Raw genomic sequence first — 14931 nt, forward strand, 5'->3', positions numbered from 1 at the left:
CCGCCTAGAGCCAGTCCGGGGCGATGACGATCACGGCCAGGCTGAACGCCATCTGGGCGGCCGACCAGAGGGTCCAGATCATCGTGCACTCCGCCGTCAGCGACCAGCCCCAGCCCTTGGGCCGCACCGCCGCCTTGGCCGCTGTCAGCAGAAGCATGACCGCGCTGATGCCGAGATGGGCCAGCGGGAAGCAGACCATCACCCAGACCACGGCGTTGTAGGTATGCACCGTCGGCTCCAGCCCGCTGCTGGTCAGCAGCAGGGTTCCGGGGATGAAGACCCCCAGCGCCGCCACCCCGCCGATGCCGGCGAACAGCGCGACCAGCGGCGTGGCGCCCATCCGGTCCATCCGCACCGCCAGCCAGCCCAGCAGCCCCGCCCCGACGGCGGCAACCCCTGTCAGCACCGCCAAGCCGGTGGACAGGCTGTCCTCCCCGCCCAGAGGCGGCCAGGCGGGGCTGACGGTCCAGAGATAGAAATAGGCGAAGACCAGGCTGACATAGGCCGCCCCGTCCACCAGCACCATGATCACCGCCGCCCACCAGGCATGGCTGGACGGGCCGGTGACGCGGTAGGGCAGCACGATGCCATGGCCGATGTCCCGATGGCTCTCGGCCGGCAGTTCCTCGCACTGCCAGGCCCAGGCCAGGAGTGCTGCGAGCATCAGCACCGCCCCCGCCAGCGACACCCACCAGAGATGCCAGATCGCCACGATGAAGGTGACGGCGGTAAAGACCGCCGCGATCAGCGGCTTGAAGGTCGGATGCGGCAGACGCAGCACCTGCTCCGGCCGGGCATCCACCGTGCTGGTGCGCAGCGTCTCGCGCTTCGCCTCCGGCGAGGTGGGAAGCAGCCCTTCCCGGCGGCTGATCCGGCCCGGCAGGTCGGGGTCGCTCCAGAGCGGATAATGCCCGCTGATGAAGGGCAGCGACTGGAAACCGGTCTGCGGCGTCGGCAGCTCCGTCGCCCATTCCAGCGTGCCGGCCCCCCAGGGATTCCGGCCCGCCGGCCGGCCGGTCCGGAAATGCGCGACCAGGTCCCAGAAGAACAGGGTGAATCCCGCCGCCAGCATGTAGGAGCCGAAGCTGGAGATCAGGTTCAGCCAGTCCCAGCCGAACTCCGCCGGGTAGGTGTAGATCCGCCGCGGCATGCCCAGCAGCCCCATGATGTGCATGGGGAAGAAGGTGATGTTGAAGCCGAGGAAGATCAGCCAGAAGGACCATTTCCCCAGCCGCTCCGACATCATGCGGCCGGATTGCAGCGGCATGTAGTAGATGATGGCCGCCAGCAGCGGGAACACCATCCCGCCGATCAGCACATAGTGCAGGTGCGCCACCACGAAGTAGCTGTCATGCACCTGCCAGTCGAAGGGCACGGACGCCACCATCACGCCGGTCAGCCCGCCGCCGACGAAGACGAACAGGAATCCCAGCAGGTACAGCATGGGTAGCTTCAGGACCGGCTTGCCCGCCCAGATGGTGGCGATCCAGGCGAAGACCTGGATGCCGCTGGGGATCGCCACGGCCATGCTGGCGGCGGAGAAGAAGCTGAGCGACAAATGCGGGATGCCGGTCGCGAACATGTGGTGGACCCACAGCCCGAACGACAGGAAGCCGGTCGTCACCGCCGCCAGCACGATCCAGGTGTATCCGGTCAGCGGCACCCGCGCGAAGGTCGGGATCATGGTGCTGACCAGCCCCGCCGCCGGCAGGAAGATGATGTAGACCTCGGGATGGCCGAACAGCCAGAACAGGTGCTGCCACAACAGCGGATCGCCGCCGCGGTCGGCATCGAAGAAGGGCCAGTCCATGGCCCGCTCCAGCTCCAGCAGGATGTCGCCCAGGATCAGCGCCGGGAAGGCGAAGGCGATCATCAGGGCGGTGACCAGGATGTACCAGGAATAGATCGGGATGCGGTCGATGGACATCCCCGGCGCCCGGGTCTTCATCACCCCGACCGTGACCTCCACCACCTGGGCGATGGCGCTGATTTCGATGAAGCCGATGCCGAGAAGCCAGAAATCGTTGTTGATCCCGGCGCTGAACTCCTTGGACGACAGGGGCGGATAGAGGAACCAGCCGCTGTGCGGCGCCACCCAGAAGAAGATGCTGGAATAGCTGATGAACCCGCCGAACACATAGCACCAGAACCCGTAGGCGGAGAGCCGGGGAAAGGGAAGGTCGCGGGCTCCCATCTGCAATGGCAGGATATAGACGGCCACCGCTTCCATGATCGGCACGGCGAACAGGAACATCATGGTGGAGCCGTGCAGGGTGAAGACCTGGTTGTACTTGTCCCCCGTCAGGAAGTCGTTTTCCGGGATGGCCAACTGCGTGCGGATCATGATCGCCAGCACGCCGCCCAGGATCAGGAAGATCAGGCCGGTGACGATGTACCACTGGCCGATGAAGGTGTTGTTCACCTCCGACAAGGCGCGCCAGCCCTTCGGCTGCGCCCAGGCGCGCTCCATCTCCTCCAGCGCGGGGAGCGGGTCCTCCGGCCTGTGGGCCTGGGCCGCGATGATCTGCTCGGTGGTCAGCGGCATGGCGAGGCCTCGAGGCGGGCGCGGGGCGGTCTCACTTCAGGCTCTCCAGATACCGCGCGACGGCGGTCAGGTCTTCGGACGGCAGGCGGTCGAAGTTCGGCATGCGGTTGCCGGGCTTGATCCCCTGGGCATTGGCGATCCAACCGCCCAGCGGGCCGACCCCGTTGGGCATGGCGCCGGCCCCGAGCGACAGACGGCTGCCCACATGGGTCAGGTCCGGCCCCAACTGACCCACGGCCTGCAGCGGGCCATCGGACAGGCCGCGCACCACGTGGCAGGCGCCGCAGCCCTGTTCCAGGAACACCTCGGCCCCCCGCTGGAGTTCCGGCGTATCCGGCTCGCGGGCCGGGCGGGCCTGGGCCGCCAGCCAATCCTCGAACTCCTCCGGCTCGTGCGCCATGACGAAGAAGGACATCAGCGTGTGCTGGTCGCCGCAGAATTCCGCGCACTGGCCGCGCAGCAGGCCGGGCTTTTCCGCCTGCATGACGATCAGGTTATTGTGGCCGGGGATCATGTCCCGCTTGCCATGCAGGCTGGGTATCCAGAAGCTGTGGATGACATCCGCCGCCTTCAGCCGGAATTCCACGGGCCGGCCGACCGGGATATGCACCTCGTTCGCCAGCACCACGTCGCCATGGGGCGTGCCGAGATAGCGGAACTCCCACCACCACATGTATCCCACCGCCTCGATCACCAGCCTGTCCTCGTCCGGCTGGATACGGGTGCCGGCGCCGATGATGTTGACGTCGGAGGCGTCGGACACGCGGCTGCCGACCCAGGTGCTGTAGACGGTCAGAACCACCAGGACGCTGGATGTGAAGACCACCCCGCCGCCGACCATGAAGCGCCGCGGATTCACGCGGCTGAGCTGGTCGGGCCAGATGAAGCCGGCCACCGCCATGGCCATCACGGCGACAAAGATCAGGGCCGCCCCGATGAACAGCACCCAGGCCAGGGTGGCGATGGCATCGGCCTGCGGCCCGCGCGGGTCGAGCGCCGACTGGATGCCGGAACAGCCGGCCAGCAGCAGCGGAAGCGCCAGGGCCAGGACCCTGCGGCCACCCGGGCGGCTCATCGCGGCAACTCCTGCAGCGTGTAGAGATAGGCGGCCACATGGGTGGCCTCCTCGCGGCTGATCCCGGTATTCGGCATGGCGCTCTGCGGGTCGATCCGCTGCGGATCGTATATCCAGTTCACCAGATTTTCCGGGTAGTTCGGCAGCCGGCCGGCGACATAGCCCCGGACCGCCATGCCATGGAGCGGCGGCCCGACGCTGCCGCGGGCGTGCCGGACGCCGGGGATGGCGTGGCAGGCGCCGCAGCCGTAATCGCGGTCGTTCAGGATGCGGCGGCCGATCTCGGGATCTCCGCCCGCCACATGGCGCGCGATCTCGGACGCCGGCCGCTCCGTCGCCGCCTCGTTGCAGGCGGTGAGCGTCAGGAAGAGCAGGAAAAGGACGGGCAGCCGCATCGTCCGCCCCCTCAGCCCGGACCGTCGCCGCGGAGCGGAGCGTCGCCGCCCCGCAGTCCGGCGTAATAGAGGGACAGAGCCTGGATCTCCTCGTAGGTCAGAAGAAGGGCCGCCCGCCGCATGCTGTTCAGCGGATCGTTGTTCCGCACCCCGTTGCGCCAGAGCATGAGCTGCCCCTCGATCACGCTGGCCCATTGGCCGGCCAGATAGGGAATAGCGGGGGGAGCGCCCTCCCCTTCCTGCCCGTGGCAGGCGGCGCAGGGACGCAGGCCCCGTTGCGGATCGCCCTCCAGGGCCAGACGGCGCGCCTGCTCCAGCATCTCCGGAGGGGCCGGCGGCGGCGGCGGAAAGGGCGGGGTCTGCGCTTCGAAATAGGCGGAGACGTCCAGGATTTCGGCTTCCGTGAGGGCCATGGCGATGGGGGTCATCGCCTCGTTCGGGCGGGTTCCACGGGCATAGCCGTGCATCTGCTTGCGCAGATAGCCCGTCGGAAGGCCCGCAAGCCGCGGCACGGCGGAGGCGCCGTCCCCCTCGCCCAGGGCGCCATGGCAGTAGAGACAGGCGCCCTTGTGCCCGGCACTGCCGCCGGAGGTCATCACATACTGTCCGTTCATCAGATCGGGCTCGGTGGGTCCCCGCCCGGACGGCTCCACCTTCCCGGCAGGCGGGATCGGCGCGTGCTGCGCCAGCGACCCGGCGGCCGCCAGACCCGTGGCCAGCAGCGTCAGCCCGGCCAGGACCCGGCGGGCGGACAGGCGGACGGGCTTGCGTCGCGCGGGTGGAGGGCCGCCCATGCCGCCCTCACTCCGGCGTCGGCGGCAGGTCCGGCTGGCCGGCCACGCTGCCGGTGCGGCAGCGGTCCCGCTCCACCGCGTCGGTCAGAGCGGTGCAGGCGGCGTTCACGCCGGCCGGCTGGTCCTCCACGCCGGCCGGCTCGGTCGGGATGGGAAAGATGGAAGGGCCTTCGATGCTGGATGACTGGCTGGCGCCGACGGCGCTACGGCTGTCGGCCTGGGGCGGCGGCGGAACGGTGCGCCCGCCGGGCCGGGGGTCATCGAGGGTGTTGTCGGCGTCATCAGCCCAGCTGGTGGGCCCTGGACCCGTTTCATCGGCACGGGGGGCGACCACCGCGGGCGAGCCGGCGGTTGGCGCCGGATCGGGAGGAAGTGCGTCGGGCGCATCGCCCGCCGCCTGGGCAGACGGCAGAGGCGGACGCCGATCCTCGCCATCCTGCGCCAGGGCGGCGCCGGCGGCGAGAAACAGAGAGAGGGCGATCAGGGGGATCGGGGCGGATCGGCCCGGCATGCGTGCACCCTTTCGTCTTCGGGATAAGGGATAAACACGCAAGCTATGGAATGGTCGCAGGACCAGCCGCCCCTTTCGTCGGGATCAGCGCTCTTCGGCGTCGAATTCGGCGGTCGGCCGCTCTTCCACCAGATCGGCCACCACCTCGAAGGCGCGGGCATTGTGGTCCATCTGCGGCCGGATGGGATCGTTCTGTTCCCCGACATGGCGGAAGAACTCGGCGGCATCGCGCAGCAGCTTCGCGGCGATTTCTGCGTTGGTGGCCATGTATATTCTCCTTAAATCCAGGATATTGCCGGTGGTTGAACGCTTTTCGCGGGCGGTCAGGCCTGACCGGCGGCAAGTTTTCCGGTGGCGCGGGCGCGGGTGAGCCGGTTGCGGTCCTCGATCACGCATTCGGCGTAGCGGTCCAGTTCCGCCCCGACCTCGTCCGGAAGATCCCCGGCGCGGGCGGCGGTAAGCTGCTCCAGAAAGTCCTGCTGGGACCGTTCCAGCCCCTCCAGTATGTCGTCGGCGCCGCGGGCGCCGATGGCTACCCCGAACTCCGCCACCATGCGGCGGGCGCCGCCCAGCAGGGTTCCGGTCGCGTCGGGAGCCCCGCCGATGGCCACGACCCGCTCCTGCATGTCGCGGATCATGCTGCCGCGGCGGTCGGCCAGGGCGGCGCAGAGGGCCTTGAGGTCGGGATCTTCCAGATCCTCCTCCCCCCGTTGCAGGGCCAGATGGGTGTCTTCCGCAGCACGGATCAGATCATTCAGGGCATCCACGACGGCATCAAGGTCCATGCGCGCTCCCTCCTCCGCCGCGGCCCAGGCCGCCTTTCCGGGAATCTCCCTGGGACAACCAGAGGCGCAGGCGCGGGTTCCGTTCTCCTTTGTTCCTATGCCGGGGTGCCCCGCGCAGCCGGCCCTTGACACCCGCCGCGGCAAGGCCGACCTATCCGCCCCATGCCGCGCGACAAAGCCCCTATCCCCCGCACCCTGCGCACCCCCGCCCAGCTCGAGGCTGCCGGGCTGGTGCGGCCCGACGCCCTGCCGGAGCTGGAACGGGTGGCCGAAAGCTTCGCCGTCGCCGTCACTCCGGCCATGGCGGAGCTGATCGATCCCACCGACCCGGCCGATCCCATCGCCCGCCAGTTCGTGCCCACCGGGGCGGAGCTGGATGTCAGGCCGGAGGAGATGGACGATCCCATCGGGGACGATCCGCACAGCCCGGTGAAGGGCATCGTCCACCGCTACCGCGACCGGCTGCTGCTGAAGCCGGTTCATGCATGCCCGGTCTATTGCCGGTTCTGCTTCCGGCGGGAGATGGTGGGGCCGGGGTCGGAGGCGTTGACGACGGCCGAGCTGGACGCCGCCCTGGCCTACATCGCCGACCACGAGGAGGTGTGGGAGGTGGTGCTGACCGGCGGCGACCCGCTGGTGCTGTCGCCCCGCCGGCTGGGGGAGATCGTGCGGCGGCTGAACGATATACCGCATGTGGGCATTGTGCGCTTCCACACCCGCGTGCCGGTGGTGGACCCCGACCGCGTCACGGCGGAGATGGTGGATGCGCTGAAGGGCGGCCGGGCGGCCACCTGGGTGATGCTGCACTCCAACCATTGGCGGGAGATCACGGATCAGGCCCGCACCGCCATCGGCCGGCTGGTGGATGCCGGCATCCCCATGCTGGCCCAGACCGTGCTGCTGAAGGGCGTCAACGACGATGCGGCGACCCTGACCCGCACTTTCCGCGCCCTGGTCCAGGCGCGGGTGAAGCCGCACTACCTGCACCATGGCGACCTGGCCAAGGGAACGGCGCAGTTCCGGACCAGCGTGGCGGAGGGCCGGGCGCTGATGCGGGAGCTGCGCGGCGATGTCTCCGGCCTGTGCCAGCCCACCTATGTGCTGGACATCCCCGGCGGCCATGGAAAAGTGCCGCTGACGCCGGACTACCTGGAGCCGGGCGCGGAGCCCGACGCCTGGACCGTCACCGATCCCAGGGGCGGGCGGCACCCCTACCGGGGCTGAGCCGCCACGGCCTCTGGCCGTAAATCAGAACGCCTGGGTCTCGAAGGTCTCGCGGGCGGGATCGATGACGACCGAACCGTTGCGCGTCACCTCCATCACCGCCAGGGCCCGCTCGGTGATGCCCTCCGGCATCAGGCGGAAGATGCCGTCCATACCGGCGAAGCCGTTCGGGTTGGTCAGGTCGTGCGGTTCGAACGGGCGGTCGTCCATGCTGCCGCGGGCCAGGACGGAGGCAAGGGCCGTGGCGTCGTAGGCCAGCGTGGCCAGCCGGTGCGGGCGCTGCCCGTAGATCTGCTCGTACCGCTTCTCGAAATCGGCCCTGGCGCTCGGCGGCGGGGCGGCGAACCAGCCGCCGACCAGCGCCGGTTCCCGCCCGAGATCGGGCTCATCCCACTGGCCGGTGCCCAGGAACTTCACCGGGCCGGGGTCCACGTCGAAGAAGGGGAACAGGGCCGCAAGCTCCCGCAGGGACTGACCGCCTTCCGCCAGCATCACGGCGCGGAAGGGCAGGTCCCCGAAGGTCTCTGCGTTCTGCAGCCGGCGCAAGGCCTGCTTGGCCGCCCCGTCGCCCTGTTCCGCCAGCTGGGCCAGCTTCGCCCGCTCCTCCTCCAGCGCCTGGCGGCGCTGGTCGAAGTCGGACAGGCGCTTCACCACCTCCGTCACGTCGGTCTGGCCGGGGGTGTAGCGCTCCACCTTCGTGACCTCGCCGCCAGTGCGGGCGACGGTCTGGGTCAGGCTGTCCACCACGGCCTGACCGTGTGGCGTGGTGGGGGCCAGGACGCCGAATGTGGAATAGCCCTGCGCCGCCGCATAGCCGACGACGCGCGCCACCTGCTCCTGCGGCTGGAGGCCAAGCACCCAGAGTCCGCCGCCGGCGATGTTCCAGTCATTGGAGAAGGCCAGGACCGGCACCCCGGCGGAGGCCGCCATCGGCTTCACGGCGGCGGCATCGGGGCTGAACAGGGGGCCGAGGATCAGGTCCGCCCCCTTCTCCAGCACGTCGCCGGCCGCGGCGGTCGCACCCCCGGCATTTCCGCCGGTGTCGCGGGGCAGCAGCAGGATACGGTCGTCCGCCACGTCGAACAGGGCCATCTGCGCGGCATCCAGCATGGACTGGCCGACCACGGCCCCCGGTCCGGACAGCGGCACCAGCAGCGCCACCCTGATCTTTCCGTCTTCCACGGGAACCGGTTGAGCAGGCTCCGGAAGCTGGACCTGCGGCGGGACTTGCGGCGTCGGGGCCGGGGCCGGTACGTTGGACCCGCTGGAGCAAGCGCCCAGCAGCCCCGTGAGCGCAAGCGCCCCCGCCAGAAGGCGCATCCGTGCCGCACCCGTACCCTTGGACATCGTCATCTCCGCCATGGCTCCTTCAACTCCCCCGGACCGGGACGGCCCGACCTGTTCAAGCAACATTCCGGGAACCGCCGATCCGGACGATCGGGCGGATGATACCACCGATGCGCCGGAGCCTAACGGCACCGCCGCCGCACGTAAACCGTCCCCCGGCCTGTACATCGTCGCGACCCCCATCGGCAATGCCGGCGACATCACGTTGCGGGCGCTGGAGACGCTGAAGGGCGTCGACACCATCGCCTGCGAGGATACACGCGTCACCGGCAAGCTGATGCAGCGATACGGCGTGCGCACCCGGCTGGTTCCATACCACGATCACAACGCGGCGAAGATGCGGCCGCAGATCCTGTCCCGCATCGCGGCGGGGGAGGCCATCGCGCTGGTGTCCGACGCCGGCACGCCGCTGGTGTCCGACCCCGGCTACAAGCTGGTGCGCGACGCGGCGGCCCAGGGCCTGCCGGTCACCCATCTGCCGGGGGCCAGCGCCGCTTTGACCGCCCTGGTGCTGTCCGGCCTGCCCAGCGACCGCTTCCTGTTCACGGGCTTCCTGCCCAACAAGCAGGGGGCGCGGCGGGCGGAGCTGGAAGGGCTGAGGCCGGTCAAGGCTACGCTGATCCTGTATGAGAGCGCGCAGCGGCTGGAGGACCTGCTCCAGGACGCCGCCGAGGTGCTGGGCGGCCGCGAGGCGGCGGTGGCGCGGGAGCTGACCAAGATGTTCGAGGAGGTGCGGCGCGGCACCCTGCCGGACCTGGCCGCCCATTACCGCGAGGCCGGCCCGCCCAAGGGCGAGGTGGTGGTGGTGATCGGCCCCCCGCCGGAGGGAGAGGCGGAGGCCGATGCCGCCGACATGGACCGGCTGCTGCGCGATGCCCTGGCCAGCATGTCCGTGCGCGACGCCGCCGCCCATGTGGCCACCGTGACCGGGCAGCCCAAAAAGGCGGTCTATGCCAGGGCGCTCGAGCTGTCGAAGGAATAGAGATGGCCGCTCCCGCCCGCAGCAGGCGCGACCGGGAACGGGCCGAAGGGCTGGGGCGGCGGGCGGAATGGCTCTGCCGGCTGGCCTTGTGGCTGAAGGGCTATCGTATCCTGGGCTCGCGGGTGCGGGTTCCGGCGGGGGAGATCGACATACTGGCCGCCCGGCGCACCCGGTTCGGCCCCGTACTGGCCGTGGTGGAGGTCAAGGCCCGCAGCCGGGAGGAGCTGGCCCATGCCGCCGTCGGCCGGTCGAGCTGGCAGCGGCTGGCGCGGGCCGCGGGGCAGGTGCAGGCGGCCCGCCGAGGCGTGCGGGATCATACGCCCCGCTTCGACCTGATGATCGTGCTGCCGGGGCGCTGGCCCCTGCATCTGGAGGATTACTGGCGACCTTGAGGGTGTCCGGCCCCCTCTCCCCCGCGGGGAGAGGGGCATTCATTCTGATTCAGGCGGCGGTCCGCATCTCCTCCCGCCGCCGGCGGGAGAGGCGGTCGGAGGTGGCTTCGACCACGCGGCGCACCTCGTCAGGCGACAGCCCGTCGCGGGCCATCACCAGACGCACCAGGGGATCGTCCAGCAATTCGTGCAGCTTCGGCTCGCGGATGTGCTCGCTCATGGCAATGCTTCCTCACAGAAAATCGGCGCCCGTCTTGACGCAGGCGTCCGAACGGTCCTGCCGCCCGTCGGAGCGGCGAGCGATTAATGCTCCACCTGGATTACAGGCACATGTCCGGACGGAGTCCTTTTCGGGATGCGGCCACAGAAGTACCTCCGCCGGGCAGCATTGAAACAGAAACGCCCCGGACGGATGGTCCGGGGCGCCTGCATTTCCGCCTGATCGTTCGGGATCGGGCTACTGGTTCATGCTGTCGAAGAACTCGTTGTTGGTCTTCGAGGATTTCAGCTTGTCGACCAGGAATTCCACGGCGTCCTGGGTGCCCATCGGGTTCAGGATGCGGCGCAGGATCCACATCTTCGCCATGGCGCCGCGGTCCACCAGCAGCTCCTCCTTGCGGGTGCCCGACTTCTGGATGTCGATGGCCGGGAAGACGCGCTTGTCGGACAGCTTGCGGTCCAGCACGATCTCGCTGTTGCCGGTGCCCTTGAACTCTTCGAAGATCACCTCGTCCATGCGGCTGCCGGTATCGATCAGCGCCGTGGCGATGATGGTCAGGCTTCCGCCCTCCTCGATGTTGCGGGCGGCACCGAAGAAGCGCTTCGGCCGCTGCAGGGCGTTGGCGTCGACACCGCCGGTCAGCACCTTGCCGGACGACGGCACCACCGTGTTGTAGGCGCGGCCGAGGCGGGTGATGCTGTCCAGCAGGATCACGACGTCGCGCTTGTGCTCGACCAGCCGCTTCGCCTTCTCCAGCACCATCTCCGTCACCTGGACGTGCCGGGTCGCCGGCTCGTCGAAGGTGGAGCTGATGACCTCGCCCCGGACGGAGCGGGCCATGTCGGTCACCTCTTCCGGCCGCTCGTCGATGAGCAGCACGATCAGATAGACCTCGGGATGGTTGGTGGCGATGGAGTGGGCGATGTTCTGCAGCATCACGGTCTTGCCCGTGCGCGGCGGAGCGACGATCAGGGCGCGCTGGCCCTTGCCCAGCGGGGCCACCAGGTCGATGACCCGGGTGGTCATGTCCTTCTTCTTGGCCGTGGGATCGACCTCGACCTCCAGCTTCAGCCGCTCATCCGGGTAGAGCGGCGTCAGGTTGTCGAAGTTGATCCGGTGCCGCACCTTCTCCGGCGCGTCGAAGTTGATGGAGTTGACCTTCAGCAGGGCGAAGTACCGCTCCCCATCCTTGGGCGCGCGGATCTGGCCTTCCACCGTGTCGCCGGTGCGCAGGCCGAAGCGGCGCACCTGGCTGGGGGAGACATAGATGTCGTCGGGGCCCGGCAGATAGTTGCTCTCCGGCGCGCGGAGGAAGCCGAAGCCGTCGGACAGGACCTCCAGCACGCCTTCCCCATAGATGGGAACGTCGTTGTCGGCGAGCTGCTTGAGAATCGCGAACATCATGTCCTGCTTGCGCAGGGTGCCGGCATTCTCGATCTGGAGCTCCTCCGCGAATGCGAGAAGCTCGGCGGGCGTCTTGGCCTTCAGGTCCTGAAGATTCATCGGGGTCCGGTAGTACGGTTGGGCAATGCGGGAGGGTGGCAGGTGGGTTGGACCCTGGCCGGGTCCGGGGCGGGCTGGACCCGATCGAACCGGCTATGATCCGGCGGAGCAGGTCAGCGAAGGTGTCGGTGATCAGGCCTCGGTAACGCCGCCCCTGGGAAGGGCGCCGGAGAGTGCGTTAGACTCTCGGTAGGAACGGGCCTGTAGCCATGCAGATGGTTACCCCAGCTTCCAATCCAAGTCAAAAACAAAAGCAACACGTCCCAATTCCCGGCAAACCGATGCTTTCGCCGGAAAACGGATCGGAGGGAGCATGATTTGAGCCGGATCAATGCGGGCCCGCCCGCAGCCGTCTAGAAACGAGGAAGATCGACCGGAAGACCGCGGAGCCCTTGCCATGGACAGCCTGAACCCTGCGCCGAAGACGGAGCCCGCCCCCTGGCATGCCCTGCACCGGGACGATGTCTACCGCCAGCTCGACAGCGGACCGGAGGGGCTGCATCCGGAGGAGGCGGCCCGGAGGCTGGAACGGCACGGGCCGAACCGGCTGACTCCGCCGGCCCCTGTCTCGTCCCTGCGGCGCTTCCTGCGCCAGTTCGCCAGCGCGCTGATCCTGATCCTGGTGGCGGCGGCCGTGGTGATGGCGATGCTGGGCGACTGGGTGGATGCGGCGGTGGTGGCGGGCGTCGTCCTGATCAACGCCGCCATCGGCTTCATCCAGGAGGGCAAGGCGGAGAAGGCCATGGAGGCCATCCGCAACATGCTGAGCCCCCAGGCCAGCGTGGTGCGCCAGGGCGCGCGCCAGCCCATCCCGGCGGAGCATCTCGTACCCGGCGACGTGGTCCACCTCGCCTCCGGCGACAAGGTGCCGGCCGACCTGCGGGTGGTGGAGGCGCGTGGGCTCCAGGTGCAGGAGGCGGCCCTGACCGGCGAGAGCCTGCCTGTGGGCAAGCACACCGACCCGGTGGCGGAGGATGCCGCTCTGGGCGACCGCCGCTCCAGCCTCTATTCCGGCACGCTGGTGGCGCGGGGACAGGCGGTCGGGGTGGTGGTGGCCACGGGCGACGCCACGGAGATCGGCCGCATCGGCGCGCTGCTGGCACGGACGGAGCAGGGCGAGACGCCGCTGATGGCCCAGCTCGGCGCGTTCGGGCGCTGGCTGACCGCCGCGATCCTGGGACTGGGGGCCGCGACCTTCGCGGTCGGGGTGCTGTTCCGCGGCTATACGGCGGAGGAGATGTTCGGGGCCGCCGTCGGGCTGGCCATCGCCGCGATCCCGGAAGGGCTGCCCGCCATCATGACCATCACGCTGGCCATCGGCGTCACCCGCATGGCCCGGCGCAAGGCCATCATCCGCCGCCTGCCGGCGGTGGAGACGCTGGGGGCGGTCAGCGTGATCTGCACCGACAAGACCGGCACCCTGACCCGCAACGAGATGACCGTCCGCTCCGCCCGGACGGCCGTGAAGAGCTATGCGGTGGAGGGCACCGGCTATGCCCCGACGGGTGCGGTGCTGGATGGCGGCGGCACAGCCATCGACGACCCGCTGCTGACCGAACTCGCCCGCGCCGTCCTGCTGTGCAACGACGCCCGCATCTTCCAGGGGGATGATGGCTGGGGCGTGGAGGGCGACCCGGTGGACGGGGCCATGCTGGCCTTCGCCGGGAAGCTGGGCATGGAGCGGCGGCCCGTCCTGGCGGCCTATCCCCAGCTCGATGCCGTCCCGTTCGAGAGCGACCGGGCCTATATGGCGACGCTGAACGGTACGCCCGACGGCCATTCCGTGGCCTATGTGAAGGGCGCGCCGGAAGCGTTGCTGCGGCGCTGCGCGGCCGAGATGCACGCCGACGGCCCCCGTCCGCTGGACCGGCAGCGCTGGCTGGACGCCGTGCATGGGGAGGCGGCGGAGGGACGGCGGCTGATCGCCGTGGCCTGCAAGCTCATGCATGACGCCGCAGGGCTGGACCCGGCGGAGCTGGATGAGGGGCTGGTCCTCCTGGGGCTGGTCGGGCTGATCGATCCCCCGCGGGAGGAGGCGGTGCTGGCCGTGGCCCGGTGCCGGGAGGCCGGCATCGAGGTGAAGATGATCACCGGCGATCACGGCGCCACCGCCAAAGCCATCGGGGAGGCGGTCGGGCTGACCGGCGGGGTGGTGACGGGGCCGGAGCTGGACCGGATGGACGATGCCGCCCTGGCCCGTGCGGCGGAGGAGAACGCCGTCTTCGCCCGCGCCACGCCGGAACACAAGATCAAGCTGGTGGAGGCGCTGCGCCGGGGCGGGCGCATCATCGCCATGACCGGCGACGGGGTGAACGACGCCCCGGCCCTGAAGCGGGCGGATGTCGGCGTCGCCATGGGGGCGAAGGGCACGGAGGCCGCGAAGGAGGCATCCGACATGGTTCTGGCCGACGACAATTTCGCCACCATCGTCCATGCGGTGGAGGAAGGCCGCACCGTCTATGACAATCTGCGCAAGGCCCTGATTTACATTCTGCCCACCAGCTTCGGACAGGCGGGGGTGATCGTGTTGGCGGTGCTGCTGGGCACCATGATGCCGATCACGCCCACCCAGATTCTGTGGGTCAACATGGTGACGGCGGTGACCCTGTCCATCAGCCTGGCCTTCGACCCGGCCGAGGCCGACCTGATGCGCCGCCCGCCCCGCCTGCCCGGCACGCCGCTGCTGACCCCGTTCCTGGTCTGGCGGGTGCTGTTCGTCTCCGGCCTGATGGTGGCCGGGGCGGCCTTCATCTTCGCCCGCGCCATGGATGACGGCCGGGCGGTGGAGGAAGCGCGGACCCTGGTGGTGAACGCCATTGTCCTGTTCGAGGTGGCCTATCTGTTCAACTGCCGCGCCCTTTACGGCAGCGCGCTGCGTATGGGCGTGCTGTTGGGCAACCGGCTGGCGCTCCAGGCCGCGGCGGGGATCATCGTGCTGCAACTGGCTTTCACCTACGCCCCGCCCCTCCAGACCCTGTTCGACACGGTGCCGGCCCGGCCCCTGGACTGGCTGTGGCTGGCCGGGCTGGCATTGCTGCTGTTCCTGGTGGTGGAGGGCGAGAAGCGGCTGTTGAGCGGTGCTGCCCGCCGGGCACGGACCGGAGGGTGAGTCCAGCCCGGACCTACTACCCCTTCTTTGCGGACCGGCCCGCGGAACA

14 protein-coding genes are annotated in these 14931 nt (G+C 69.5%); 4 read left to right on the plus strand and 10 right to left on the minus strand.

The features are described 5' to 3' along the window. Positions 1 to 4: 4 nt before the first annotated feature. The 7 genes from ctaD to DOL89_RS14425 form a co-directional block, all read right to left on the minus strand. Positions 5 to 2545 carry a cytochrome c oxidase subunit I gene (gene ctaD / locus DOL89_RS14395; RefSeq protein ID WP_119679771.1) on the minus strand — a complete coding sequence of 847 codons (2541 nt, stop codon included), beginning with the start codon at positions 2543 to 2545 and terminating at the stop codon, positions 5 to 7. 31 nt (positions 2546 to 2576) lie between these two features. After that, positions 2577 to 3620, minus strand: coding sequence for a cytochrome c oxidase subunit II (locus DOL89_RS14400; protein WP_119679772.1), 1044 nt, complete (start codon positions 3618 to 3620; stop codon positions 2577 to 2579). Further along, the gene (locus DOL89_RS14405; protein ID WP_119679773.1) at positions 3617 to 4015 is read right to left on the minus strand and encodes a c-type cytochrome; all 399 of its coding nucleotides are present in this window, start codon (positions 4013 to 4015) and stop codon (positions 3617 to 3619) included. The genes DOL89_RS14400 and DOL89_RS14405 overlap by 4 nt, the downstream gene beginning before the upstream one ends. Before the next feature lie 11 nt (positions 4016 to 4026). Beyond that, a complete protein-coding gene (locus DOL89_RS14410) occupies positions 4027 to 4809 on the minus strand; it encodes a c-type cytochrome (RefSeq protein WP_119679774.1) in 783 nt (260 codons plus the stop codon). Positions 4810 to 4816: 7 nt separating this feature from the next. After that, on the minus strand, positions 4817 to 5320 hold the full coding sequence (locus DOL89_RS14415; RefSeq protein ID WP_119679775.1) for a hypothetical protein: 504 nt from the start codon (positions 5318 to 5320) through the stop codon (positions 4817 to 4819). Between the two features lie 84 nt (positions 5321 to 5404). Then, entirely contained in the window at positions 5405 to 5587 is a 183-nt protein-coding gene (locus DOL89_RS14420) for a hypothetical protein (protein WP_119679776.1), read from the minus strand. A gap of 56 nt (positions 5588 to 5643) precedes the next feature. Continuing rightward, the gene (locus DOL89_RS14425; RefSeq protein WP_119679777.1) at positions 5644 to 6105 is read right to left on the minus strand and encodes a PA2169 family four-helix-bundle protein; all 462 of its coding nucleotides are present in this window, start codon (positions 6103 to 6105) and stop codon (positions 5644 to 5646) included. Between the two features lie 162 nt (positions 6106 to 6267). Between DOL89_RS14425 and DOL89_RS14430 the strand changes: the two genes are divergently transcribed. After that, entirely contained in the window at positions 6268 to 7329 is a 1062-nt protein-coding gene (locus DOL89_RS14430; RefSeq protein ID WP_119679778.1) for a lysine-2,3-aminomutase-like protein, read from the plus strand. Positions 7330 to 7353: 24 nt separating this feature from the next. Here DOL89_RS14430 and DOL89_RS14435 read toward each other — a convergent pair whose 3' ends face one another. Then, complete coding sequence (locus tag DOL89_RS14435; RefSeq protein ID WP_162937530.1) at positions 7354 to 8691, minus strand: penicillin-binding protein activator; 1338 nt, start codon at positions 8689 to 8691, stop codon at positions 7354 to 7356. Between DOL89_RS14435 and rsmI the strand changes: the two genes are divergently transcribed. Next, a complete protein-coding gene (rsmI, locus tag DOL89_RS14440) occupies positions 8669 to 9658 on the plus strand; it encodes a 16S rRNA (cytidine(1402)-2'-O)-methyltransferase (RefSeq protein WP_225889811.1) in 990 nt (329 codons plus the stop codon). The two genes, DOL89_RS14435 and rsmI, sit on opposite strands and share 23 nt — an antisense overlap. 2 nt (positions 9659 to 9660) lie before the next feature. After that, complete coding sequence (locus tag DOL89_RS14445; RefSeq protein ID WP_119679780.1) at positions 9661 to 10050, plus strand: YraN family protein; 390 nt, start codon at positions 9661 to 9663, stop codon at positions 10048 to 10050. A 49-nt stretch (positions 10051 to 10099) separates the two neighbouring features. On the opposite strand, the gene DOL89_RS24955 is transcribed toward DOL89_RS14445, so the two are convergent. Further along, on the minus strand, positions 10100 to 10270 hold the full coding sequence (locus tag DOL89_RS24955) for a hypothetical protein (RefSeq protein WP_162937531.1): 171 nt from the start codon (positions 10268 to 10270) through the stop codon (positions 10100 to 10102). A 237-nt stretch (positions 10271 to 10507) separates the two neighbouring features. Then, positions 10508 to 11773, minus strand: a complete 1266-nt coding sequence (gene rho, locus DOL89_RS14450) for a transcription termination factor Rho (protein ID WP_119679781.1) — start codon at positions 11771 to 11773, stop codon at positions 10508 to 10510. 397 nt (positions 11774 to 12170) lie between these two features. Here rho and DOL89_RS14455 point away from each other — a divergent pair, with 397 nt between their 5' ends. Continuing rightward, positions 12171 to 14882, plus strand: a complete 2712-nt coding sequence (locus DOL89_RS14455) for a cation-translocating P-type ATPase (RefSeq protein ID WP_119679782.1) — start codon at positions 12171 to 12173, stop codon at positions 14880 to 14882. The last annotated feature ends 49 nt before the right edge of the window (positions 14883 to 14931 follow it).

It is taken from the genome of Indioceanicola profundi (assembly GCF_003568845.1).
Lineage (GTDB): Bacteria > Pseudomonadota > Alphaproteobacteria > Azospirillales > Azospirillaceae > Indioceanicola > Indioceanicola profundi.

Bases quoted from the DNA above. Each gene is read 5' to 3' on its own strand.
- ctaD (WP_119679771.1), bottom strand. From the start codon at position 2,545: ATGCCGCTGACCACCGAGCAGATCATCGCGGCCCAGGCCCACAGGCCG.
- DOL89_RS14400 (WP_119679772.1), bottom strand. From the start codon at position 3,620: ATGAGCCGCCCGGGTGGCCGCAGGGTCCTGGCCCTGGCGCTTCCGCTG.
- DOL89_RS14405 (WP_119679773.1), bottom strand. From the start codon at position 4,015: ATGCGGCTGCCCGTCCTTTTCCTGCTCTTCCTGACGCTCACCGCCTGC.
- DOL89_RS14410 (WP_119679774.1), bottom strand. From the start codon at position 4,809: ATGGGCGGCCCTCCACCCGCGCGACGCAAGCCCGTCCGCCTGTCCGCC.
- DOL89_RS14415 (WP_119679775.1), bottom strand. From the start codon at position 5,320: ATGCCGGGCCGATCCGCCCCGATCCCCCTGATCGCCCTCTCTCTGTTT.
- DOL89_RS14420 (WP_119679776.1), bottom strand. From the start codon at position 5,587: ATGGCCACCAACGCAGAAATCGCCGCGAAGCTGCTGCGCGATGCCGCC.
- DOL89_RS14425 (WP_119679777.1), bottom strand. From the start codon at position 6,105: ATGGACCTTGATGCCGTCGTGGATGCCCTGAATGATCTGATCCGTGCT.
- DOL89_RS14430 (WP_119679778.1), top strand. From the start codon at position 6,268: ATGCCGCGCGACAAAGCCCCTATCCCCCGCACCCTGCGCACCCCCGCC.
- DOL89_RS14435 (WP_162937530.1), bottom strand. From the start codon at position 8,691: ATGGCGGAGATGACGATGTCCAAGGGTACGGGTGCGGCACGGATGCGC.
- DOL89_RS14445 (WP_119679780.1), top strand. From the start codon at position 9,661: ATGGCCGCTCCCGCCCGCAGCAGGCGCGACCGGGAACGGGCCGAAGGG.
- DOL89_RS24955 (WP_162937531.1), bottom strand. From the start codon at position 10,270: ATGAGCGAGCACATCCGCGAGCCGAAGCTGCACGAATTGCTGGACGAT.
- rho (WP_119679781.1), bottom strand. From the start codon at position 11,773: ATGAATCTTCAGGACCTGAAGGCCAAGACGCCCGCCGAGCTTCTCGCA.
- DOL89_RS14455 (WP_119679782.1), top strand. From the start codon at position 12,171: ATGGACAGCCTGAACCCTGCGCCGAAGACGGAGCCCGCCCCCTGGCAT.